Consider the following 22,159-nt stretch of genomic DNA (forward strand, 5'->3'; position numbering starts at 1 on the left):
GTCACACCCAGAAGGCCAACGCATACGTCGGTGGCGCGAGACCGGCCGGTGTGCAACGAGACACGCGTGTCGGCGTCGACGTGGGCGGGACGTTCACGGACCTGGTGACGGTCGGGGACGACCGCGTCCGGGTCGACAAGGTGCCGTCGACGCCGGACGCGCCCGAGACGGGGGTGTTGGACGGGCTGGCGGGGCTGTCGGTCGACACGGAGCGGATCGGCTTCCTGGGCCACGGGACGACCGTCGCAACGAACGCGGTGTTGGAGGGCACCTGGGCCGACACGGCGCTCGTGACGACCGCGGGGTTCCGGGACGCCGTCGAGATCGGCAGACAGACCCGCCCGGACATCTACGACTTCCGGGCCTCGAAGCCCGAGCCGGTCGTCCCACGGGACCGTCGCCACGAGGTGCCCGAACGGATCGACGAGCGGGGGTCGGTGTTGGAGGCGTTAGACGAGTCGGCCGTCCGGGCGCTGGCGCAGGACCTCGCGGCCGCCGAGACGGACGCCGTCGCCGTCGCGTTCCTGTTCGCGTTCGAGAACCCCAGCCACGAGCGCCGGGTGCGGGAACTGCTGCGCGAGGAGGGAGTGACGGCCGCAGTGTCGCTGTCGTCGGACGTGTTGCCGGAGATCCGCGAGTACGAGCGCTCCGTGACGACCGCGCTCAACGCCGGGCTCGTCCCGGTGGTCGACGACTACGTCGCCGCAGTCGCCGACGGGATCGACCGACTGGGAGTCGCGGCGCCGCTCCGGCTGATGGGCTCGGACGGCGGGCTCGTGACCGCGGCGACCGCCCGCGAGCGACCCGTCGAGACGTTACTCTCCGGGCCGGCGGCGGGCGTCCGCGGGGCCGCACACGTCGCCGGCGAGGCCGGGTCGCCTCCGGGGGGGACGGCGACGGCCGAGTCGACCCGCGGCTACGACGACCTCTTGACGATGGACGTCGGCGGCACGTCGTGTGACGTGTCACTCGTCCGCGACGGCGAGCCGTTGGTGTCGACAGAGACGAGCGTCGGCGACTACCCGGTCGCGGTGCCGTCCGTCGACGTCCACACCGTCGGCGCCGGCGGCGGCTCCGTCGCCCGGGTGGACGACGGCGGCGCGCTCCGGGTGGGGCCCGACTCCGCCGGTGCCGACCCCGGGCCAGTGTGCTACGGCCGCGGCGGGACGGAGCCGACCGTCACGGACGCCCACTTCCTGCTGGGGCGGATCGACCCCGGGGCGTTCCTCGGCGACGACGTAGCCGCCGACCGCGAGGCCGTCCGGGCGGCGTTCGAGCCGTTGGCCGAGGAGCTAGGCCGGTCCGTCCGAGGCGTCGCCGAGGGGGTGCTGGCGGTCGCGGACGCCGAGACGGAGCGGGCGCTACGTGTCGTCTCCGTCGAGCGGGGTCACGACCCTCGGGAGCTGGCGTTGGTCGCGTACGGCGGCGCCGGGCCGTTGCACGCGACTGCCGTCGCCGACCGACTAGACGTGCCGACGGTGATCGTCCCCCGCGCTGCCGGCGTCCTGTCCGCGCTGGGGCTGCTCGTCGCCGACGTGACGACGGACCGCTCGGCGTCGATGGTCCGGCCGTTGACGGCGGTCGACGCCGACCGGCTCCGAGAGACGTTCGCCAGACTGGAGTCGGAGGGGCGGGACCGACTCGCCGGCGCGGAGCGGGCGACCGAGGACGTGCGGATCGAGCGCTCGCTCGACCTCCGGTACGAGGGTCAGTCGTTCGAGCTCCAGGTGCCGGCGCCGGACCCCGCCGAGACGGCGCCGGCGGCGTTCCGGGAGACCGTCCGCGAACGGTTCCACGAACGGCACCGGCAGCGCTACGGCCACGCGGAGTCGGGCGAGCCGGTGGAACTGGTCACCGTCAGGCTGCGGGCACGCGGCGTGGTCGAGCCGCCGACGCTGTCGCCGGGCGACCGGGCCGCGACCGTCGGCGACGCCGTCCGTGGGTCACGGTCCGTCGTCTTCGACGGCACGGACCGCGAGACGACGGTGTACGACCGCGAACGGCTCCCCGTCGGCGGGGAGTTCGACGGGCCGGCCGTCGTCGCCGGCGGCGAGAGCACGCTCGTCGTCCACCCCGGCCAGACGGCTCGGGTGGACGACCGCGGCAACCTCGTCGTCGCGGTGGACGGGGGTGTGTCGGCGTGAGCGACCGGAGCGACGCAGGTGGCGACGAGGACGCCACCGGAGTCGACTCGGTGACGCTGTCCGTGATCCGCAACGGGCTGGAGGCGGTCGCCGAGGAGATGAACGCCGATCTCGTTCGGACGGCCTACTCCCCGAACGTGACGGAGCGACGGGACTGCTCGACGGCGTTGTTCGACGCCGACGGCGAGATGGTCGCACAGGCGGAGACGATCCCGGTCCACCTCGGCGCGATGCCGTTCTCCGTCGCGGCCGCGGTGGAGGCGTTCCCGCGGTCGGAACTCCGGCCGGGCGACTCGATCCTCCTGAACGACCCGTTCCGCGGCGGCGCCCACCTCCCGGATCTCACGCTCGTGACGCCGATCTTCGACCGGCCGGGCGACGAGATCGTCGCCTTTGCCGCCAACCGTGCACACCACGCCGACGTGGGAGGCACGACCGGGGGCAGCGTCGGAGCGACGACGACGGAGATCTACCAAGAGGGACTGCGGGTCCCGCCGGTGAAGTACGAGGTCGGCGAGGGGCGCACCACCGGGCCGGAGGGACAGCCCCGCGCCGACTCTGTCGTCGCCGAGGACGTACAGGCGTTGCTGCTGGCGAACGTCCGGACGCCGGACGAGCGCCGTGGGGACCTCCGGGCCCAGACGGCCGCGAACGCGACCGGTCGACGCCGCTACCACGACCTCTTGGCGGAGCACGGCGACACCCTGTCGCGGGCGACGAGCGCGATCCAGGACTACTCCGAGCGACGGATGCGGGCGGCGCTGGCGGAGCTGCCGGACGGTCGCTTCGAGTTCGAGACACACCTGGAAGACGACGGCCGCGGCAACGGCCCGCTCCCGATCCGGGTCGCGGTCGTGATCGACGACACGGACGTGACCGTCGACTTCGCCGGCACGGCCGACCAGACGGACGGACCGGTCAACGCCGTCCGGGCAGTGACGGCGTCGGCGACGTACTACGCGCTCCGGTGCGTGACGGACCCGGAGATCCCGCCAAACGCGGGCTGTTACCGACCGATTCGGATCGAGACGCCGACCGGGAGTCTCGTCGACGCCGAGCCGCCCGCGGCGGTCGTCGGCGGCAACTTAGAGACCTCACAACGGGTCGTCGACTGCGTGTTCGGCGCGCTCGCCGAGGCCGACCCGACGGCCGTGCCGGCGGCCGGCCAGGGGACGATGAACAACGTCACCTTCGGCGGGACCGACCCCCGACCCGACCGTGACGGGGAGTACGCCTTCTACGAGACGGAGGCCGGCGGCGCCGGTGCCCACGCCGGCGGCGACGGCGACGACGCCGTCCACGTCCACATGTCGAACACGCTCAACACGCCGGCGGAGGTGGTCGAGACCGCCTACCCCCTCCGCGTCGAGCGGTACGCGCTCCGCCCCGACACCGGCGGCGCCGGCCGCCACCGCGGGGGGCTGGGGCTCCGCCGGGACGTGCGCGTCCGCGACCACGCCGCACGGTGTAGTCTGTTGGCCGAGCGCCGGACGAGCCGCCCGTACGGTCTCGGCGGCGGCGAGCCCGGCGCGACCGGGGGGGCCGCCCTCGTCGACGACGACGGCCGAGACCTGGAGTCGCTGCCGGCCAAGACCACGCTGGAGCTCGACCCCGGGAGCGTCGTCAGCGTCCGGACGCCCGGTGGCGGCGGCTTCGGCGACCCCGAAGACCGCGACCCGGCGGCCGTCGTCCGCGACCTCCGTCTGGGGAAGCTGTCCGTCGACCGAGCGCGAGAGGTGTACGGGATCGACGCCGACGATGTCGTCGCCGCCGAGACGGGGTCGGGAACGGGCGGCGGTACGGTGGGCAGCGACGAGGGAGACGACGGCGAAGAGTGAGTCGTGGGTGAGCGGGGTTCGGCGTCGGGGTGTAGCTCGTCGCGTGTGTCACCGAGCGTGACTGCCGGGAGTACGTGACTGTCGTTCTCTCGTTAGTAATTAGCCGTGATTGGACAATCTTATATCGAAGTGTTCTAGAAACCTCGGCCATGCCTCGGAAGATCCCGACGGGAACGACGCTCCAGCTCGGTCAGAAGCTCCGGTCCACCTCGCGCCGCTCCGTGTTGCGCGGGCTCGCCGCCGCCGCGACCACCTCCGGCGCGGCGCTGTCGACGGCCGTCGAGCGGGCCTACGGGAAGAAGCCCGACGGCCGCGTGATCGTCCACACGGACGACGTTCACGGCCAGCCGGACGAGGTGCGCGTGATCCCGAAGGAACGCTACCGCCGGCTGAAGGTGTACGAACGACTTCCGATCCAGAAGTTCACGGCCCGTGACGGGATTCAGGCCGTCACGATCACCCAGCAGTCCGACGATCCGACGGACCTCGCGCTGAAGTTCCTCGTGGAGACGAACGACCGCGCGACCCGTCGGAACGTGCCGAACAACTACAGTCAGGTGCCGACTGTGGTGGAGGAACAGCCCGTGGAGACGACGCCGGAGGCGATCGAGGGGGGCAGTTCCGTCGATAATCCCAACAAGGGTGGAGAAGCCAACGGTACAGTTTGTATCGTCGGGTACGATGCAGATATGGATGGAGAGCTGATCCTCACTGCCGATCACGTCATGGAGGGCGACGATATGTACTTCGCCGGCGACAAAATCGCAGAACTCCACGAACGGGACCAGTCACTCGACGTGACATCGTACGAACTGACGAGCAGTATCGATACCGATCCACTGGACACCTACAGTAGTAAGGTAGAACCAGTGTCTGGTGCGTGGCAGTTCGCAGGGCTCGCCGACAAGGTCGGACAGACGGACGACGGCGACACCGTGTCCGACGGTGAGACAGTCGATGTTGACATGTACGGCAGCACGAGCCAGCACGTGAGTGACAAGTGTAACAACACCAAGCGGTCAGATCAGATCGAGTATCAGGCAGACATGGAGCACTGGCGGACGGATAGTGGAGACTCTGGAGGTCCTTGGGTCGATCAGAACGGCAAATTACTCGGAGTCCACCATGGGTCGGACAGTTATTTCCTGACCGGAGAGAAGTGGAGCACAGCCACCGTTGGTCGACCCGCGTTAGATGCAGTAGAGGTGTCGCTGTCGAGCTAGCAGCCGACTCAGATGGAAACAGTACCGGAGAGCTGCACCTCGTCTCTGTGTGAGTAGTGTTCGACGTGGACTCGTTCGATTTCGTGTTCCCCGCCAGTCAGAACAGTGACGAGGTACTGAACGGTGGAGGCGTTTTCCTCACAGCCACCAGGACCGAGATCGATCCCGTTCCGAATGGTCACACGTAGCGTGTCGTCGCGGAGTTCGATCCGGGAGACACGGGTCTCCCGGCAGTCTGGGTCACCGATTCCGGTCGTCGCACCTCTGATTAGAATTCGATCTTCCCTCCGCTCGGCTCCGGAGGTTCCATCAAGACGACCCGAAACGTCGCTCGGCACCTCCGATGGATACTCTATTCCATCGATAGACCTGCAGGGCCGTCCGATCACCTCCCCACAGTAGACGATTTCCACTCTCCGCCGTGGGATCCCGACGATCGTCGCCGGGCGACGCTCGGTCAGACACCCCGCGAGCCCGCCGACCGCGACCGCCGACAGCAACGCACGTCGCTTCACACTCGTTATTTCATCGACTTACATATAAGTCTATCCTTATCCACGTTGACTCTCTGGCGGATAGATGATGTCCGACATCATCTCTTCACCCTCCGTAGAGTAGTGGACGATCCAGACTCGCTCGACGCGCTCGGTGTCTTCTGGACCGATAGCGACGCGGTAATTGATTTCCTTGGAGTACTCGATACACCCAGGCGGGAGCGGGCTCTCACTGTTCCGAACCAACACCCACAGCACTCCATCGGTCAGTTCGATCGTCCAAACACACTTCGCGCGACAGTTCTGGTCTCCACTGCCGGGAATGTACCCTCTAACGACGAGACGACCGTCTTCCAAGTACGCCGTTGCGCCGCCGGCGGACTGAATCTGTACCTGAAGCTCCCGGTCAACGGGCCGTTCCATCGAGTTGACCTGAGCGCACGGTCGTCTGATCACCTCGCCGCACGTCTGCACGTCGACCGGCTGATTTAATCCCACGACGGTGGGCGGCTTCCGGACGGACAGACACCCCGCGAGCCCGCCGGCCGCGACCGCCGACAGCAACGCACGTCGCTTCATGCCCGTCATTCCGCAAACGCATGAATAAGTCTAGGGAACTGCCGGCGTTAGGCTGCCGACCGGTAGACGATGTCTGACATTATTTTCTCACCGTTCGTGGAGTAGAGGACGACCCAGACTTTCTCGACGCGTTCGGTGTCTTCTGGCCCGAGAGAAACGCGATAATTAATCGTCCCGATGTCCTCTGTACAGCCGGTCGAAAGCGGATTCTCTCTGTTCTGGACCGATACCCACAGCACTCCGTCGATCAGTTCGATAGTCCAGTCGCAGTTCGTTCGGCAGTTCGGATCCCCGTTACCGAGGATGTACCCTCTGACGACGAGACGGCCGTCCGCTGTGTACGCCGTCGCCCCACCGACGAACTGAATACGGACCTGAAGCTCCTCCTCGGTGAGCCGTTCCATCGAGTCGACCCGAGCGCACGGTCGGCCAATCTCTTTGCTACACGTCTCCACGTCGACCGTCTGATCCAGCCCGACGACGGTCGGTGGCGTCCGGACGGACACACACCCCGCGAGCCCGCCGACCGCGACCGCCGACAGCAACGCACGTCGCTTCATACCAGATCAACTCGAATCGGGGCCGATAGGTCTAGGGAAGATTCACAGTCCTACGCCGCCGCGATGTCGATCGTACCGGATAAGATTACACCCCGTTTGTCTGAACGGTGTTCGACGTGGACAGCCTCGACACAATCACTCTCTCCCGTGTCGAGTCCAATCCGGTACTGTACCGCTCCAGCGCTCTCCTCGCACAGAACTGGAAAGACGCTCGCGCCGTCCCGAACGACGACGGCCAGCGTCTGTCCTCGTAGCTCGATCCGTGAGACGTGCGCTGCACGGCACTCCACGTCTTCGACCCCAGTCACGAATCCTCTGACGACGAGTGAGTCGTCCGTGCGGTAGACGGCGACCCCGCCACCGACCGCCTCGCGTATCTGAATGGGCCGGTCGATGAAGCGGTCGATTCCGCGGACGGAGTCACAGGGCCGATCGATCGGCTTCCCACAGCGGGACATTTCGACCGTCTGATCCAGCCCGACGACGGTCGGTGGCGTCCGAACGGACACACACCCCGCGAGCCCGCCGACCGCGACCGCCGACAGCAACGCTCGTCGCTTCACACCCATATCAGTTCAACCGAGAGTAAATGAATCTAGGCAACAACGGCCAGCCTCACGCCGGAGACACGTCGACGGTGCCAGAGAGAATCTCGTCGCCGTCGTCGGCGTAGTGCGTCACCCGGACGCGCCGGATTGCCGCGTCCTCGTCGGCGACGGCGACGCGGTAGTGGACCGAGCCGGCGTCCTCCTCACAGCCCCCCGAGAGGTCAGTCTCGTCGTGGACCGACACGGAGAGCGTTCCGTCGCTCAGTTCGACCGTCGAGACGCCCCCCTCCCGACAGCTTGGGTCGCCGATACCGACGATCCGCCCTCTGACGACGAGTCGATCCGTGGCTCGGTACACCGTGACGACGCCGCCGAGTTGCTCTCGGATGTCGATCTCGCGGTCGATGGAGTTACGCATCCCCACGGCGAGGCCGCACGGCCGGCCGATCAGCGTCCCGCAGTGGGTGGTGTCGACCCGTCGGTCGTCGATTCCGCTGACCCGCGGCGACGGCTGGCCGGTCAGACACCCCGCGAGCCCGCCGGCCGCGACCGCCGACAGCAACGCTCGTCGCTTCACACCCCACCAGTCCGCACGGCCACAGATGAATCTACGCCAGATTCACGTCGACCGGTCGGGGCCGACAGAACAGTGAAACCGCTCGGGAACCAGAGACACACCCGTGTCACGACTCGACGGACTCGTTCGGGCCGCGCCGCCGCCGGCAGTCGTCGACTGGCTGATCGGCGGCTGTGTCGCGTTCGAGGTCGGCTCCGGGCTCGTCTCCTTCACCGTGGGGACGCCCGACGGCGCGTGGCTCGTCTGGCTCCACGCGCTCGTCGGGGTGACGCTCGTCGGACTCCTCGCGTTCAAGCTCGCACGAGTGCGCCACCGCGTGCTGGGACGGGTGTCGTGGGACCGCCAGACCCCCCTCTCGATCCTGATGGCCGTCGTCGCCCTGGCCTCGCTCGCCACGGGGGTCTTCTGGACCGTCGGCGGCAACGTCCCGATCTGGGGGTGGACGACGCTCAACCTCCACGTCGGGCTGGGGCTGTTGCTCGCTCCGTTGCTCCTCGTCCACCTCCGGGCCCGGTTCCGGCTCCCGCGGCGGACGGATCTGGACCGGCGGGCCGCGATGCGGACGGGGGCGACGCTGGCGGCCGGTGCGGTCGCCTGGCGCGTGACGGAGACGACGGACAGACTGCTCGACGGCGCGAGCCGACGCTTCACCGGGTCGAAGCCGACGGCGGACCTGTACGACACGGAGACGGAGGGCGGGCGATTCCCGGTCACCTCTTGGGTGGCGGACGATCCGGACCCGGTCGACCGCGACGCGTGGCGGCTCCGCGTCGACGGTCACGTCGCCGACCCGGTGTCGCTGTCGGCCGACGACCTGGCGCCGGATCGGTCGTTGACCGCGACACTCGACTGCACGAGCGGCTGGTACACGGTCCAGGAGTGGCGCGGTGTCCGGGTCGGGGACCTCCTCGCGTCCGTCGAACCCACCGACGAGGCGCGGTACGTCCGGTTCGTCTCCGTCACGGGCTACCGGTGGTCGCTGCCGTTGGAGGAGGCGCGCGACGCCCTCCTGGCGACGCACGTCGGCGACGACCGGCTGTCACACGGCCACGGCGCGCCGGCGCGGCTCGTCGCTCCCGGTCGCCGCGGGTTCCAGTGGGTGAAGTGGATCGAACGGGTGGAGGTACGCCGCGAGCCCGACCCGGCACAGTGGGTGGTGACGCTCGTCAGTGGGTTCGACTGACCGCCGGCGAGGCGTTGAAGTCGCTCCCGACCGGACTCGACTCCGATGGACGACGGCACACGACTGACGACGGCCGCGGACGTGGACGACAGCTACCTGTTCACCGTCAGCGGTCCGAGCGGGCTCGAAGAGGAGGTGTTTCTCGCACGGACGGACGCCGGTCGAGACGAGTCGACGGACGGGCCGGTCGTTCGGGCCTGGAAGAACTTCTGTATGCACGAACCGGACCAGCCGTTCCACCGGGGCGACGGCGTCGGCGTCGCGTTCCGGGACGGGCAGGCAATCTGCCCTCGCCACGGCTCGATGTTCGACCTCGACACCGGGGACTGTGACAACGGTCCCGCGGCCGGCCAGAGTATGGTCGAGGTGGACGTGACCGTCGACGACGGGGTCGTCTACCTCACGGACGACAATCTCACGTTCGAACACGAGGGTGGACTGGACGACGACGACGGAATGCCGAGCTCCACCTCGCACCTGGGGCTGTGAGCCCTCCGTGACGGCGACGTGGTGACGTGATAGCGTGACGGCGTGGTGCCCGGGCTCACTCCAGTGTCGACGCGAGGTGGTCACAGACGACCGGCCAGTGGTCGGCGGCGCGGGCGTTCGCCGCCGGCGTGCCGCCGAGCGCCAGCCCGCCGGCGACGGTCGCCGTCGTCGGCGGCGCGTGTGGGAGTCCGATTCCGTGGCCAGCGTCCGAGTACTGGCGCGTCTCCACGGTCGTGCCCGCGTCGGCGAGCGCCTCGGCGTCGGTCGCGCTGGGCCACATCTGGTCGTCGCCGCCGGCGACGAGCAACGCCGGGGCGTCGACGGCTGCCGCGTCGATCCGAGCGTCGGCCAGCCGGTCGGGAGAGACCCGCTCGCGGGAGTCGGCGTACGTGTCCCGGAAGACGGTGGCGCCGTCGTCGGTTTCGCCGGGGGCAGCGCGGAACGGGACGAACGGGAGCGGGTCACCGTCGTCGGTCCACGAGCTGCGGGGTGTCTCGCCGCCGTCCAACGCCTGCCACCGGTACTGTGTGGGGGCGACCGCGACGACGGTCGCCGGCCACGACCGACGGGCGACGGTCACGAGCGCGAGCTCTGCGCCCTTCGACCGGCCGAACAGGGCGACCGACTCCCCGACTGCCGGCCGTTCGCGGAGGTGTCGGGCGGCGTCGTCGACCGTCTCGACCGGGACTCCCGCGAGCGCGTCCGGCAGCGGCGCCGGATCGCCGAAGTACTGGACGGCGAGCGTGGCGTAGCCGCGCGACGCGAGCGCCGCAGCGACGCCACGCAGCGGTCGGCCGGCGGAGCCGTGGAGGGCGACGACGCCGGGGTGTGGCCCGTCGCCCGCCGGCTCGAACAGGTCGCCGACGACACGCGCCGTCTCGACACGCTCGTGGGTGACGCCGCCGGCGGCCCGTCGCCGGATCGTCTCCGTCTCTGCGACGACGTCGCCGCCGACCCGAACGGTCACTGTGACCGTCGGATCGCTCGCGTCGCCGGTCGGTCGACCGCCGCCCGGGCCGTCCGTCTCGCTCGGCGCCCACAGCCAGCCCGTCGGGGCGAGCCCGTCGTAGTCGCCGTCGACCGGCGCTCGCTCGGCCGTGTCGACGACGCCGTCGCCGTCCGCCCGGAACTGGAGGTCGGCGGTCCCGGTGCCGTCGAACCACGCGGTCGCACGCGACTCGACGGTCACCACCGTGTCCGGCGGGAGACCGGTTACGCGGAGGGCTGTCGGCTCGTCCCGACGAGTCTCGTCGGGGAGGTGGACGGTCGCCACGGATCGTTGCGTGGCGAGGGTCGTACTAGTAGCTACGCCAATCGTGAGAACAGTTCCCGAAGCAGGTCAGGCCGTTTGGATCTCCATCACGCGGGTGCCACAGTCCTCGCAGTCGTAGGTGAACACCTCGGCGACACTACAACAGGACTCGACGGTGTCTTCTCCCAGCGCCATCGGGCCGCCACAGTCCGGACACGACTCCGCGAACACGCGGAGCCCGGCGAGCAGTTGGCCGGCGTCGGCGCGGTCCATCGCCTCCACGTCGACCCCGTGGTCCGCGAGCGCGTCGATGGCGCCGAGGTCGGCCGCGAGCGCGGCCTCGGACGGCCACTGTGCCACCCGCGTGTCGCCGTCGTAGACGGTGCACCCCCCGCCGGTCTCGCCGGCCGACTCGATCTCGCCGCCGGGGTCGACACGCGGCTCGTCCAACTCGAGTAGGTCGCCGACGGCGTCCGCGAGGTTCGCGTCCGCCTCGTCGATGGCGGCGTCCCAGACCGGCCAGAACCCTTCGACCAACTCGACGTCCTCACCGTCCGGCGTCTCGGTGATGATCCCGTGTTCGAGGAGGTACGTCTCCGGGTCCACGTCCCCTTCGTACGCCGGGGCGTCCGTCGCGCCGGCTGGTTCTTTCCCGAACAGCTCCAACAGCCACGGCGGGAAGTACCGTTTCGTCAGCTCCGGTGTCCCGGGGACGAGGTACCCCCGGACCGCGACAGAGGCGACGCCGAGGACGGCGAAGGCCACTGCGACGGCTGGCTGAATCACTGCCAGCCCCGCAGCCACGACCGCGGTGATGAGGAGATTCGTCACCGTACACGGGGTACACCTGTTCTCACCGGTGTACTCCGGCTGCCGAACCTCGTCGTAGAGTCGGTTCACGACTGACATACGAGAAGCTACTGTGTCTCGTAAACATAGTTCTTTCGCGAGAAATTCGACACAGAGGCGTGGAAGAAGGACGACCGACGCGCTTGAGTGGTCCGGTCCCGGACGGTCTCGTGTGGCTTGGGACCAGACGGAGACGGTGGACACGGTGACGGAGTGGGAACGGACGGACGGTACCGCGACCGTCCGGATCCGCGAACGGCCGGACGGCCGGTTCGTCGTCCGGGTGGACAGACTCCAACAGGCCCCGGAGGGGCCGGCCTACGAGCGAGCGACCGCCGACGACCGCGACGACGCGGAGACGCTCGCCGAGACGTTTCGGGAGCAGTTCGACGTTCAGTAGTCGCCCAACACCCCCCGCCGGCGGGCGCGTCCGAGACAGACCCGGAACACCGCGTACCCCGCGGCGAGATAGCCGCCGGCGGCCGCGAGCGCGACGGCGTGATCGGTGAGCGAGAAGGCCGACAGCCCGACCCCCTCCCGCATCGCCCGCCCGAGCATGACGTTGGCCTGGACGACCGGTAGCGCCCGTAGCCAGGGGAACTCTCCGACCGGCGCAGCGATCAGCGCGACCAGCGCGAACGTGAACAGCGTGGTCGCGCTCTCCAACCGCTTGACCAGAAGCGCCACGCCGCCGACGGCGAAGCCGACACCGAGAAACGGCGCCGCCGCGAGGACGACCAATGGGACGACGGTGAACGGGTCGATCACCAGGGTTTCCCCGGTGATGAGGAGCGCCAACACGAGGTGCGCGAGGATCTGGAACGACGACCAGAGGAACTCAGCGGCGACGGTCGCCCCGAGGACGGAGCCGAAGCCGAGCGGCGAGAGGTAGAGCCGTTCCAGCGTCCCCCACTGTGCCTCCTGTGTGACGATCGACGAAGCGGCGCCGAACGCGGTCTGTGCGACGAAGAAGACGAAGTAGCCGACGACGACTCCGCCGAGCTGTTCGCCGAACGAGGGGCCGGCGATGCGGCGACCGCCGGCGACGATCCCGACGAGCACGAACAGGAATCCGACCTGACCGAGCAGAAAGTTCGTCGCGTACCGGAGCGTCGTCGTCACCTCCTTGCGAAACACACTCGTGAACAGCCGCCAAGCCGACACGAGCCGTCGAGGGTCGTCCGGCCGAGCGGGGTCGTCCGGCCGAGCGGTGCCCAGGAACCCCGTCTCGGAGCCGTCCCCGCGGCCGTCGTCACTCACCCTCTTCACCCCCGGTGAGCCGCAGGAACACCTCTTCGAAGTCCGGTTCGACCGACTCTACCCGGGCGAGTCGGCCGTCCGCGGCCGCGAGATACGAGACCGTCTCCGCGAACGCGTCCTCGTCGCCGACGGTGACGGTCGCGGTGACTCGGTCGTCCGTCTCGTCGTACACCGTCACCGTACACCGGCGTTCGAGCCCGTCGCGGAGTCCGTTGCCCGGCGTCTCGAGTGTGAACTCGTACGTCTGGGTGCGAAACAGGTCCAAGAGTGCGTCCACGCTGTCGTCGGCGACGACCTCGCCGTCCGACAGCACAACCACACGGTCACACAGATCCTGAATCACGTCCATGTCGTGACTCGACAACACCACCGCCAGGTCCTCCTCGGCGACGAGCGAGGCGAGTTCCCGTCGAAGTTCGAGGGAACTCTCTACGTCCAGCCCCAGCGTCGGCTCGTCTAAGAACACTACGTCTACGTCGCGCGCAAGTGTCGTCGCCAGCGACACCTTCTGTTTCATTCCGCGCGAGAGTTCTCGCACCGGATCGTCGGCCCTGTCGGCGAGTCCGAACCGCTTCAGCAGTTCGTCGTGGCGGTCACGGAGCCGGTCCGTGTCCCGCCCCGCGACGCCAGCGAAGAACTCCAGGTTCTCCCGGGGCGTGAGTCGCCAGTAGACGTTTCGCGCCCCCTCCAGCATCGCCGCGGTGTGTCTGTGGACGACCCGCGGGTTCGCCTGCGCGTTGACGCCCGCGACGGCCACGTCCCCGCCCGTCGGCTCTACGAGCCCGAGCAGACAGCTCAGACACGTCGTCTTGCCCGCGCCGTTCGGCCCGAGCAGTCCGACGACCTCGCCGGGGCGGATCTCGAAGGAGACGCCGTCTAACGCACGGAATTCGTCGTACTCTTTCCGGAGATCGCGGACGGCGACAATAGGCACATCCGATTTCTTACTGGTTTCCAAATCGTACTGATCTTTTGCTGACATCATGGGGCCTCTTCGTCCTTCTGTGAGAACTTAGTTGTATACTAATGAGTGTTATGAAACTGAAAATATGAAAAATAACTCTCAGATACTAGTTACTACTTATTTCTCTGAATTGAACGTCTTTTTTCTGTTATTTTATTCTTACACTGTTGATATTCATTTATAATGCTTCGTGGGAGATTCATGTGTGCACTATGTCAGAGAGCACTCGACTCGGTACGCTCCTTCGACTGACGCTAGTAGTTTCGCTCATCCTCTCGTTCACAGGGGCTGGTGTTGCAGCGCCGGCAACGGACACTGGTGAACTGGACGCACAGCCGACTCTGTCTGAGTCGCTCACTCAGGTGACTCCGAGTGCGGCCACCGAACAGGTCGCCAACCCGGAGGCAATCTGTATCAAGATAAGCAAGGGGAAGATAGTGATCGTCACATGCTGACCTGAGTGGTCAAGCACAGCCTCGTTACTACAACTCCGGCGGCTCGTCGTCCTGGAACCGTTTCGTCGTCTCGACGAGCGGGTGGCGGGCGTAGTCGACCACTTCCACGTCGCCGATGCCGGTGAGGCCCTCCTTGCGCGCGGTGCGTTCCATCCCCAGTTCCACGCCGTCGGCGGCGTCGATGACGATCACGTACGCGTCCATCTGGTCGACGCCGACGCGGTCGCCGGCGAGCACGCGGTGGTGGCCGTCCGCGAGCACGAGTGTGCCGGCGTTGTCGATCACGACCAACGGCTCCGCGAGCCCACGCTCCAGTTCGTACGTCCGACCGGCCAGTTCGTCGGCGTACACCCGGGCCTGCGTGGGGACGAGCGTCGACAGCGACACCTCCCGGCGCTCCTGGCTCACGGTCACGTCGTGGATCTCCTCCAACGTCCGCATGAGCTTGCCCACCTTCTCCGGGGTGGCGCGTTCGATCTGGCTGCGGATCACGTCCGTGTTGGAGATGATACCGACGAGGTGGCCGGCGTCGTCGACGACCGGGAGCTTCTGGATGCCGGACCGGAGGATCACCCGCGCGGCGTCCGTCACGTTCATCTCCGGGTGCGCGACGATGATGTCGTCGGACATCGCCGTGAACAGGGGCGCCGAGCGGTCCGCCAACAGGAGGTCGCGGGCGGAGACGAAGCCGACGACCTGGCGGCCGTCCGTCACCGGGAACCCGTTGTGGCCCTCGCTCTCGGCGATTCGCTCGGCCACCTCGCGGACGGTGTCGTCCGGCGACACCGTCGCTACGTCGCGGGTCATGTACTCCGCGACCTGCGCCTTCGACGTGTCGCTCCGGGAGTCGCTCATCGTCTCTGATTCGGTTGGCCGCCCGAAAGAGTTTGTGACCCTGCCGTCCGCCGTCACACGTCGTCGACACCGGTCGTCGGCGGATCGCCCGCCGTCACGACCTCGAACCGGACGCCACAGTCCGCCATCGGGCCGTCGTCGGTGTCACCGAGCCGGATCGTCCAGCCGTGCGCGTCCACCACCTCCGCGACGATGGAGAGCCCGAACCCGGTGCCGTCGCTGTCGGTGGTGTACCCACGGCGGAACACCGCCTCGCCGGCGTCCGCCGGGAGTCCCGGCCCGTCGTCGGCGACGTAGAAGCCCGGCTCGTCCGGGAGGTCGCCGACGGCGACGCACACTCCCTCGCCGCCGTGGTCGACGGCGTTGCGGAACAGGTTCTCGAACAGCGTTCGGAGTCGTTCGCGGTCGGCCGACACGACGAGCTCCGTGTCCACGGTCAGCGTCGCGTCGTCCGTCGGCGAGGTGCTCCAGGCCGCCGACACCACCTCGCTGACCGGGACCGGAGCGGTCGCCTCCACCGGCGTGCCGCTGCGGGCCAGCGTGAGCAGCCGGTCGATCATCTGTTCCATCCGTTCGAGCGCCCCCTCGGCGGCCGCCAAGTCCTCTGGGTCGTCCCGTTGTGTCGCCAACTGGACTCGCCCCTGGGCCGTGTTGAGCGGGCTCCGGAGGTCGTGACCGAGGATACCGGCAAACTCGTCGAGCCGGTCGTTCTGGCGGGCCAACTCCGCCGTCCGGCGGCGCAGTCGCTCGTCGCGCTCGGCGCGGTCCAACGCCGCCGCGACGTTGGCCGCGAACACCGCCAGCAGCTCCTCGTCGCCCGCCGTCACCGTCTCGCCGGACCGCGAGCCCACGGTCAACACCCCGCGCCCGTCCAACGGGGCGACGAGCAGACTCCCGGCACCGGCGCGTTCGACGTCGTCGTCGACCTCCGACACGTCCGAGAACACGAGCAGTTCGTCCTCGTCCAGCGCACGCCACTGGACCGACTCACCACGGTCGTACGGCTCGCGTTCCCCCAACAGCTCCTCGACCGCCGGCGACACCGCCGCCGGCTCCAGTGTCTCCGTCTCCTCGTCGTACAGCCGGACGGTGTTGAGCTCGAACCCCAGCACGGACTCGGCCTGCTCGGCGGCCACCTCGCAGACGCCACACTGGTTGCCGGCGCGCAACAGCTCCCGCGTCGCCGCGTGGAGCGCGTGGAGTCGGTCGTCCGTCTCCGGGTCGTCTGCTCCCGACGCCTCCGGATCCGGGTCGTCTACCCCCGACGCCTCCGGATCCGAGTCGTCTGTCACGGCCGCTCACCTCCGTCGCCGTCCGGGTTGCTTCCGTCACCGTCCGAGTCGTCTCTGTCGCCGGTCGGCCGGTCGATGGCGTGTTCGACGGACCGGTCTGCCGCCGACGGCTCCGGCTGGTCGACGGTCGTCGGCACGAGTCGCAGGCTCACACACGTCCCGCCGGCGGCCAGCAGCGTCGACAGCCTCTCGTCGTCGCCCGCGGCGTCAGGCAGCCTCGCTGGGTCGTCGCCCGTCGTCACTCGCACTTCCCCGCGGGCGTACCGGACGAGCGTGGCGACGAGATACAGCCCGAGCCCCTGGTCGCCGGTCGTCCCCGGAGACAACAACGCCTCCGTCGGGCCGTCTACGCCCGGGCCGTCGTCGGCGACGTGGAGCCAGACATCGTCGTCCGTCTCCGTCACTCGGACGTGGACCCGTGGCTCGTCGCCGTCGTTGTGGACGATTCCGTTGTCGACGAGCTCCCAGACGACCGCGTCCGCCCCGCCGGCACACCACACCTCCGTCGGGCCGTCGGCCGCGACTGTCACCGTCGCCCCCGAGTGTTGCTCCGTGGCCCGTTCTCGAACCCGGTGTACCACCGCCGTCAGGTCCGTCGGCGTCAGCTCCGGGTCGCCGGCGAACACGTCCGCGACCGAACGGACGTTGTCGACGACCGTCGTCATCGTCGCCACACGGTCCCGGATCACCTGCGCGGCACGCTCCTCGTCCGTCTCGTCGGTCGCCAGCCTGGCGGCGTAGCCGTCCACCACGTTCAGCCCGTTGAGGACGTGGTGGCGCAACAGGTTGTTGAGGAAGTAGAAGGCACGCTTCTGTTCTGCCACCCGACCGCCCGCCTCCCCGCTCCGCCCGGGCGCAGTCTCGTGGTCCGTCCGTTCGTTTGCCGTCGTCTCCTCGCTCGGATTGGGTCGTTCGCCCGCCATCGTCTCCTCGCTCGGATTGGGTCGTTCGCCCGCCATCGTCTCCTCGCTCGGATTGGGTCGTTCGCCCGCCATCGTCTCCTCGCTCGGTGAGGGTGTGTCGACGGCGTCCGTCAGCCGCACGCCGTAGTAGCCCGCGCCGGCGCCGGCGATCACGGCCACGCCGGTCCCGACAGTCGCCGTCGCTAGCAGCGCCGACGACAGCGGCGTCGCCGCGAACCGTCCGGGCTCACCCAACACGACCCCCCAGCCGGCGGCCGCCAGCGCACCGACGGTCGTCAGCGCCGCCGCAGCGGCCCGACTGTGGCGCGGCCGGTCGTGCCGGTACCAGTACAGCGCCGTCGCCACCGCGCCGGCACCGACCACGGCCGCGACGGTTACGTCGGCGTCCGCGAGCGTCGCTACTCCCGCTCCCGCGAGCCCCGCGAGGACCGCGTACCCGTGTCTCGAACGTCTCACGCTTCCTGCCTCCGTGTGTCGCAGTCGCGTCGTTCCCCGATGTGCGGCCACCAATAAGTATCGTTCGCCATTCGTCGACACGATCGGCGCCGGGCGGCCACCCGGCGAGTGAACGCCCACATTCGCCACAACCGCGCGGTATTTCAGGCTCCGACGCCACGGTCGGGACGTGATAGACCTGCGCTCGGACACGGTCACGCGACCGTCCGACCGGATGCGCCAGTCCGCCGCGGACGCCCCGGTCGGTGACGACGTCTACCGGGACGACCCGACGGTGAACGAACTGGAGGCCCGCGCCGCCGACCTCGTCGGAACGGAGGCCGCGATGTTCGTGCCGACGGGAACCATGGGCAATCAGGTCGCCATCCGGACGCACACGGACCGAGGGCAGGAGCTGCTGTGTGACGAACAGGCACACGTCTACAAGTGGGAGCTGGGCGGGATCGCACAGCTGTCGAGCGTCCAGCCACGGATCGTCGACGCCGGCGACCGCGCGGTGCCGACCCCGGCACAGATCCGCGAGGGGTTCGTCGCCGAGGACCTCCACCGCCCCGGGACGGGGTTGGTGACGCTGGAGAACACTCACAACTCCCGCGGCGGGGTCGCCGTCCCGAAGGAACACCTCGACGCCGCCGCCGACGAGGCCCACGACCTCGGCGTGTCGGTCCACCTGGACGGCGCCAGACTACCCAACGCCTGCGTGGCGACGGGCACGGACCCCGCCGAGATGACAGACCGGGTCGACACCGTCATGTTCTGTCTCTCGAAGGGGCTCGGTGCACCGATCGGCTCGATCCTCGCCGGTCCCGAGGAGTTCGTCGCCGACGCCCGACGCATCCGGAAGCTGTTCGGCGGCGGGATGCGACAGGCCGGGATGGTCGCCGCTCCCGGGCTGGACGCCCTGGAGAACCTCGGCCGGCTGGCCGACGACCACGCCAACGCCGAGCGGCTCGCCGCCGGCTTGGACGAGATCGACGGCCTCGCCGCGCCGACGCCGGACACCAACATCGTCATGCTCCACACCGACGGGCTGGGCGTCACCGGCGAGACGTTCGCCGACGCGTGTGGCGACCGCGACGTCGCCTTCTCCGCGTTCGGCGACTACACCTGTCGGCTGTGTACCCACCTCGACGTGGACGCCGACGACGTGGACGAGGCGGTCGACCGAATCGCCGCCGTCGTCGCCGACCTGCGGTAGGGCGGCGACCCGGAGACCGGCGAGGTCTCGGCGGTGCTCGACTGAGCCTTGGCGGCGCTTGACTGAGCCTTCTCGCTGGCTGTCACCCTGGGGTACGACCTGGTGCTAGTGGAGGAGAGCCTGCAGGGCAGGCAGTGGCGTCTCCTGCCAGACACACCCGACGGCGCAGGCGTCGTCCGGCCGGCGCTCCTCGACGGATACTGTGTCGTCCGGTCCGACGGGGTCCGTCGGGAGCTCGACGGCTACCGTGACCGCTACGAACTGCTCTCGCTGGCACGCTCGACGGGCAGCTTCGAGACGTGGCTGGAGTCGGACGGAGCCGTGACGGACGAGCGAGTGGCGGGGGCTGCCGAGACGATACGGGAGGAGGCTCGGGCACACTGCTCCGGGTAGCCGGCGGCGAAACGACCCCAGAGCCGTGGGAGCGTTCCAGTCGGGCCGCTCACGGCCCGTACAGTCCGGCGTGGACGGGCGCGACCGACTCGGACGCGGACCGGGTCCGTCCGGGTCGCTCCGGCGGGTCGGCGCCGTCGTCGCCGTCGAACAGGCTCGACAACGGCGACGCGAGCGTCGACTGGTCTGCGAGGAAGGCGTCGTGACCGTACTCCGACTCGACGGTGTGGTGGGTGACGGAGACGTCGGCCGCGCGAGCGGCGTCGGCGACGGCCTCGGAGGCGGCGACGGGGAAGTGGCGGTCACCGGTGTAGGAGACGAGCAGGAGGTCCCCGTCGAACGCCGCGAGCGCCGCCGTCGACGATTCGGCGCCGTCGGCGAGGTCCCACTCCTCCATCGCCCGGAGCAGCGAGAGGTAGCTGACGGCGTCGAACCGCTCGGCGAACCGCTCGGCGTTGTAGTCGAGGTACGACGCCACGGCGCGGTACGTGCCGTCGTCGGCGGTCGGGTCGTCCGTCGGCTCGGCGCGGCCGGCGGGCTCTCGGCCGAACTGGTCGTCGAGTGACGCCTTCGACCGGTACGAGAGGTGGCCCAGCCGGCGGGCCTGTGCCAGCCCGTGTGTCGGCCGGCGGCCCGTCCCGTGGTAGTCGCCGCCCTGCCAGTCCGGGTCGCCCGTGATCGCTCGGCGGGCGACGGCGTTCGTCGCGGTCATCTCCGCGTCCAGCCGCGGGCCGGCGGCGACTGCGGCGACGTGGTCGACACGCTCCGGGTAGCGACGCGCCCACTCTAGGGCGTTCATGCCGCCGACGCTGCCGCCGACGACCGCCGACAGTCGCCGGACACCCAAGTGGTCCAGCAGTCGGGCCTGGGCACGCGCCCAGTCGCCGACGGTTACCGTCGGGAACGCCGACCCCCAGACGCCGTCACCGTCGAGCCGCGCGGTCGTCGGCCCCGTCGAGCCGTGACACGACCCCGGGACGTTCACACAGATCACGTACTGTTCGGTCGTGTCGATCGGACCGCCGGGGGCGACCACCTCGTCCCACCAGCCGAACGCCGACGGCGGCCCGTCGGGCTCCTCGTCGGTCGGCGACCGGACGTGGTGGCTGCCGGTGAGGGCGTGACACACCAACACCGCGTTCGAGCCGTCGTACCGACCGTACGTCTCGTACGCGAGTTCCAGGTCCGGGACCCGCTCGCCGTTCTCGAACCGGAACGGGCCGAGGGAGGCGCGTCGTGTCACGACTGCCCCCCGTCTGTCGCCCCTGTCCGTTCGGGGGCGTCCGTCTCGCTCGTCGCCCGTTCGATCGCCTGGTCCACATCCGCCAGGAGGTCCGCCGGGTCCTCCAGCCCGACGGAGAAGCGCAGGAGATCCGGCGTCACGCCGGCGGCGCGTTGTTCCGCTTCGTCGAGTTGGGCGTGGGTCGTGCTCGCCGGGTGGACGACGAGCGAACGGGTGTCGCCGATGTTCGCCAGGAACGACACGTCCTCGACGGCCTCGCAGAACCGGACGCCGGCGTCGTAGCCGCCGGTCAGCCCGAACACGACGACGCTGCCGAAGTCGTCGAGGTAGTCCGCGGCGGCGTCGTGGGTCGGGTGGTCGTCGAACCCGGGGTAACGCACCCAGGCTACGTCCGGGTGGTCTCGGAGGTGTTCGGCGACGATTCGAGTGTTCTCGCAGTGGCGCTCCATCCGCAGCGGGAGGGTGGCGACACCCTGGAGCGTCTGCCAGGCGTCGAACGGTGACTGGCCGTTCCCCAGCGGTCGGACGCCGCGGTGACGTGCGACCTCCGCGAACGCCGTGTCGCCGAACCGCTCCACGAAGTCGAAGCCGAACGCGGGGTTGTCGCCGTTCAGTTCCTCGTAGTCGGCGTCCGAGTGGTCCCAGGGGAAGGTGCCGCCGTCGACGACGACACCGCCGACGGTGGTGCCGGCGCCGTGGAGCCACTTGGTCGTGGAGCTCCACACCACGTCTGCGCCGTGGTCGACCGGGCGACACAGCGCCGGGGTGGCGAACGTGTTGTCGACGACCAACGGGACGGCCTCGTCGTGGGCGACGGCCGCGACGGCCTCCAGATCCGGCGTCGACAGCGACGGGTTGGCGAGCGTCTCGACGTGGACGTACGCCGTCCGGTCGTCGACGGCGTCGGCGTACGCCGCCGGGTCCGTGGTGTCGACCGTCCGGAGCTCCACCCCCCGGCGGGAGGCCGTCCGGGCGAGGTAGCTGCTCGTACCGCCGTACATCTCCGCGGACGCGACGACGTTGTCGCCGGCCCGGGCGAGGACGGTGGTGATCGTGTCGATCGCGGCCATCCCGGAGTTGGTCGCCACCGCGTCCGTCCCGCCGGCCAGCGCGGCCAGTCGGCGCTCCAACGCCCGCGTCGTCGGGTTGGAGATCCGAGTGTACACGTCTCGATCCTCTCGGAGGGCGTACGCCTCCGCGGCCGCCTCCGCGCTCGGGAACTCGAAGGAAGCCGTCTGGTGGATCGGCGGCGACCGCGAGCCCGCCGCCGACCCGGCGTCGTGGCCCGCGTGGATCGCCCTCGTCTGCCGTCCGACCGACTCCTGACTGTCCCCGCTCATGTTTCTCGTGTATACTGTGACTCAGAGATATGCATAAGAGTAAC

23 protein-coding genes are annotated in these 22,159 nt (G+C 69.3%); 9 read left to right on the forward strand and 14 right to left on the reverse strand.

The genetic code is table 11. From position 1 onward, the window contains the following. Positions 1–50: 50 nt before the first annotated feature. The 3 genes from RYH79_RS10680 to RYH79_RS10690 all read left to right on the forward strand — a co-directional run bounded on the left by RYH79_RS10680 (position 51) and on the right by RYH79_RS10690 (position 5,205). A complete protein-coding gene (locus RYH79_RS10680; RefSeq protein ID WP_370898926.1) occupies positions 51–2,144 on the forward strand; it encodes a hydantoinase/oxoprolinase family protein in 2,094 nt (697 codons plus the stop codon). Then, positions 2,141–3,982, forward strand: coding sequence for a hydantoinase B/oxoprolinase family protein (locus RYH79_RS10685; protein WP_370898928.1), 1,842 nt, complete (start codon positions 2,141–2,143; stop codon positions 3,980–3,982). Before RYH79_RS10680 ends, RYH79_RS10685 begins: the two co-directional genes overlap by 4 nt. Positions 3,983–4,131: 149 nt before the next feature. Further along, on the forward strand, positions 4,132–5,205 hold the full coding sequence (locus RYH79_RS10690) for a trypsin-like serine protease (protein ID WP_370898930.1): 1,074 nt from the start codon (positions 4,132–4,134) through the stop codon (positions 5,203–5,205). Between the two features lie 8 nt (positions 5,206–5,213). Here RYH79_RS10690 and RYH79_RS10695 read toward each other — a convergent pair whose 3' ends face one another. The 5 genes from RYH79_RS10695 to RYH79_RS10715 all read right to left on the reverse strand — a co-directional run bounded on the left by RYH79_RS10695 (position 5,214) and on the right by RYH79_RS10715 (position 7,963). Continuing rightward, positions 5,214–5,720 (reverse strand): hypothetical protein, encoded by a 507-nt coding sequence (locus RYH79_RS10695; RefSeq protein ID WP_370898932.1) that lies wholly within the window; start codon positions 5,718–5,720, stop codon positions 5,214–5,216. A gap of 36 nt (positions 5,721–5,756) precedes the next feature. Beyond that, on the reverse strand, positions 5,757–6,278 hold the full coding sequence (locus RYH79_RS10700) for a hypothetical protein (RefSeq protein ID WP_370898934.1): 522 nt from the start codon (positions 6,276–6,278) through the stop codon (positions 5,757–5,759). Positions 6,279–6,325: 47 nt separating this feature from the next. After that, positions 6,326–6,682 carry a hypothetical protein gene (locus RYH79_RS10705; RefSeq protein WP_370898936.1) on the reverse strand — a complete coding sequence of 119 codons (357 nt, stop codon included), beginning with the start codon at positions 6,680–6,682 and terminating at the stop codon, positions 6,326–6,328. A gap of 206 nt (positions 6,683–6,888) precedes the next feature. Beyond that, complete coding sequence (locus tag RYH79_RS10710; protein ID WP_370898938.1) at positions 6,889–7,401, reverse strand: hypothetical protein; 513 nt, start codon at positions 7,399–7,401, stop codon at positions 6,889–6,891. Between the two features lie 52 nt (positions 7,402–7,453). Continuing rightward, entirely contained in the window at positions 7,454–7,963 is a 510-nt protein-coding gene (locus RYH79_RS10715; protein ID WP_370898940.1) for a hypothetical protein, read from the reverse strand. Positions 7,964–8,066: 103 nt separating this feature from the next. On the opposite strand from RYH79_RS10715, the gene RYH79_RS10720 reads away from it, so the two are divergent. Together RYH79_RS10720 and RYH79_RS10725 are read left to right on the forward strand one after the other, a co-directional pair. Beyond that, complete coding sequence (locus tag RYH79_RS10720) at positions 8,067–9,146, forward strand: molybdopterin-dependent oxidoreductase (RefSeq protein WP_370898942.1); 1,080 nt, start codon at positions 8,067–8,069, stop codon at positions 9,144–9,146. Positions 9,147–9,191: 45 nt separating this feature from the next. Beyond that, complete coding sequence (locus tag RYH79_RS10725) at positions 9,192–9,635, forward strand: Rieske (2Fe-2S) protein (protein WP_370898944.1); 444 nt, start codon at positions 9,192–9,194, stop codon at positions 9,633–9,635. 55 nt (positions 9,636–9,690) lie between these two features. Here RYH79_RS10725 and RYH79_RS10730 read toward each other — a convergent pair whose 3' ends face one another. Both RYH79_RS10730 and RYH79_RS10735 read right to left on the reverse strand, forming a co-directional pair. Beyond that, on the reverse strand, positions 9,691–10,908 hold the full coding sequence (locus tag RYH79_RS10730) for an acyl-CoA thioesterase/bile acid-CoA:amino acid N-acyltransferase family protein (protein WP_370898946.1): 1,218 nt from the start codon (positions 10,906–10,908) through the stop codon (positions 9,691–9,693). 66 nt (positions 10,909–10,974) lie between these two features. After that, complete coding sequence (locus RYH79_RS10735) at positions 10,975–11,796, reverse strand: DUF8054 domain-containing protein (RefSeq protein WP_370898948.1); 822 nt, start codon at positions 11,794–11,796, stop codon at positions 10,975–10,977. 112 nt (positions 11,797–11,908) lie between these two features. Between RYH79_RS10735 and RYH79_RS10740 the strand changes: the two genes are divergently transcribed. Further along, positions 11,909–12,136, forward strand: coding sequence for a DUF7543 family protein (locus tag RYH79_RS10740; protein ID WP_370898950.1), 228 nt, complete (start codon positions 11,909–11,911; stop codon positions 12,134–12,136). Here the strand turns inward: RYH79_RS10740 and RYH79_RS10745 are convergent. Further along, positions 12,130–12,996 (reverse strand): ABC transporter permease, encoded by an 867-nt coding sequence (locus tag RYH79_RS10745; RefSeq protein ID WP_370898952.1) that lies wholly within the window; start codon positions 12,994–12,996, stop codon positions 12,130–12,132. The genes RYH79_RS10740 and RYH79_RS10745 overlap by 7 nt on opposite strands. After that, positions 12,989–13,930 carry an ABC transporter ATP-binding protein gene (locus RYH79_RS10750; RefSeq protein WP_370898954.1) on the reverse strand — a complete coding sequence of 314 codons (942 nt, stop codon included), beginning with the start codon at positions 13,928–13,930 and terminating at the stop codon, positions 12,989–12,991. Before RYH79_RS10750 ends, RYH79_RS10745 begins: the two co-directional genes overlap by 8 nt. 242 nt (positions 13,931–14,172) lie before the next feature. Here RYH79_RS10750 and RYH79_RS10755 point away from each other — a divergent pair, with 242 nt between their 5' ends. Further along, positions 14,173–14,415, forward strand: a complete 243-nt coding sequence (locus tag RYH79_RS10755) for a hypothetical protein (protein WP_370898956.1) — start codon at positions 14,173–14,175, stop codon at positions 14,413–14,415. A gap of 27 nt (positions 14,416–14,442) precedes the next feature. Here the strand turns inward: RYH79_RS10755 and RYH79_RS10760 are convergent, their stop codons facing one another. Genes RYH79_RS10760 through RYH79_RS10770 form a run of 3 tightly spaced genes read right to left on the reverse strand, consistent with a single transcriptional unit; the run spans position 14,443 to position 17,941 of the window. Further along, the gene (locus RYH79_RS10760; protein WP_370898958.1) at positions 14,443–15,270 is read right to left on the reverse strand and encodes a CBS pair associated ParBc domain-containing protein; all 828 of its coding nucleotides are present in this window, start codon (positions 15,268–15,270) and stop codon (positions 14,443–14,445) included. Between the two features lie 53 nt (positions 15,271–15,323). Then, positions 15,324–16,562: a sensor histidine kinase gene (locus RYH79_RS10765; RefSeq protein WP_370898960.1), complete on the reverse strand. Its 1,239-nt coding sequence runs from the start codon at positions 16,560–16,562 to the stop codon at positions 15,324–15,326. Continuing rightward, positions 16,559–17,941: a sensor histidine kinase gene (locus RYH79_RS10770; RefSeq protein ID WP_370898962.1), complete on the reverse strand. Its 1,383-nt coding sequence runs from the start codon at positions 17,939–17,941 to the stop codon at positions 16,559–16,561. The genes RYH79_RS10765 and RYH79_RS10770 overlap by 4 nt, the downstream gene beginning before the upstream one ends. Positions 17,942–18,155: 214 nt before the next feature. Here RYH79_RS10770 and RYH79_RS10775 point away from each other — a divergent pair, with 214 nt between their 5' ends. Both RYH79_RS10775 and RYH79_RS10780 read left to right on the forward strand, forming a co-directional pair. Beyond that, positions 18,156–19,139: a threonine aldolase family protein gene (locus RYH79_RS10775; RefSeq protein ID WP_370900864.1), complete on the forward strand. Its 984-nt coding sequence runs from the start codon at positions 18,156–18,158 to the stop codon at positions 19,137–19,139. A gap of 102 nt (positions 19,140–19,241) precedes the next feature. Beyond that, the gene (locus RYH79_RS10780; protein ID WP_370898964.1) at positions 19,242–19,532 is read left to right on the forward strand and encodes a hypothetical protein; all 291 of its coding nucleotides are present in this window, start codon (positions 19,242–19,244) and stop codon (positions 19,530–19,532) included. Positions 19,533–19,581: 49 nt separating this feature from the next. Here the strand turns inward: RYH79_RS10780 and metX are convergent, their stop codons facing one another. Then, a complete protein-coding gene (gene metX, locus RYH79_RS10785; RefSeq protein ID WP_370898966.1) occupies positions 19,582–20,775 on the reverse strand; it encodes a homoserine O-acetyltransferase MetX in 1,194 nt (397 codons plus the stop codon). Continuing rightward, on the reverse strand, positions 20,772–22,115 hold the full coding sequence (locus RYH79_RS10790; RefSeq protein ID WP_370898968.1) for an O-acetylhomoserine aminocarboxypropyltransferase/cysteine synthase family protein: 1,344 nt from the start codon (positions 22,113–22,115) through the stop codon (positions 20,772–20,774). Before RYH79_RS10790 ends, metX begins: the two co-directional genes overlap by 4 nt. Between the last annotated feature and the right edge of the window lie 44 nt (positions 22,116–22,159).

The organism is Halobaculum sp. MBLA0143, from assembly GCF_041361465.1.
GTDB lineage: Archaea > Halobacteriota > Halobacteria > Halobacteriales > Haloferacaceae > JAHENP01.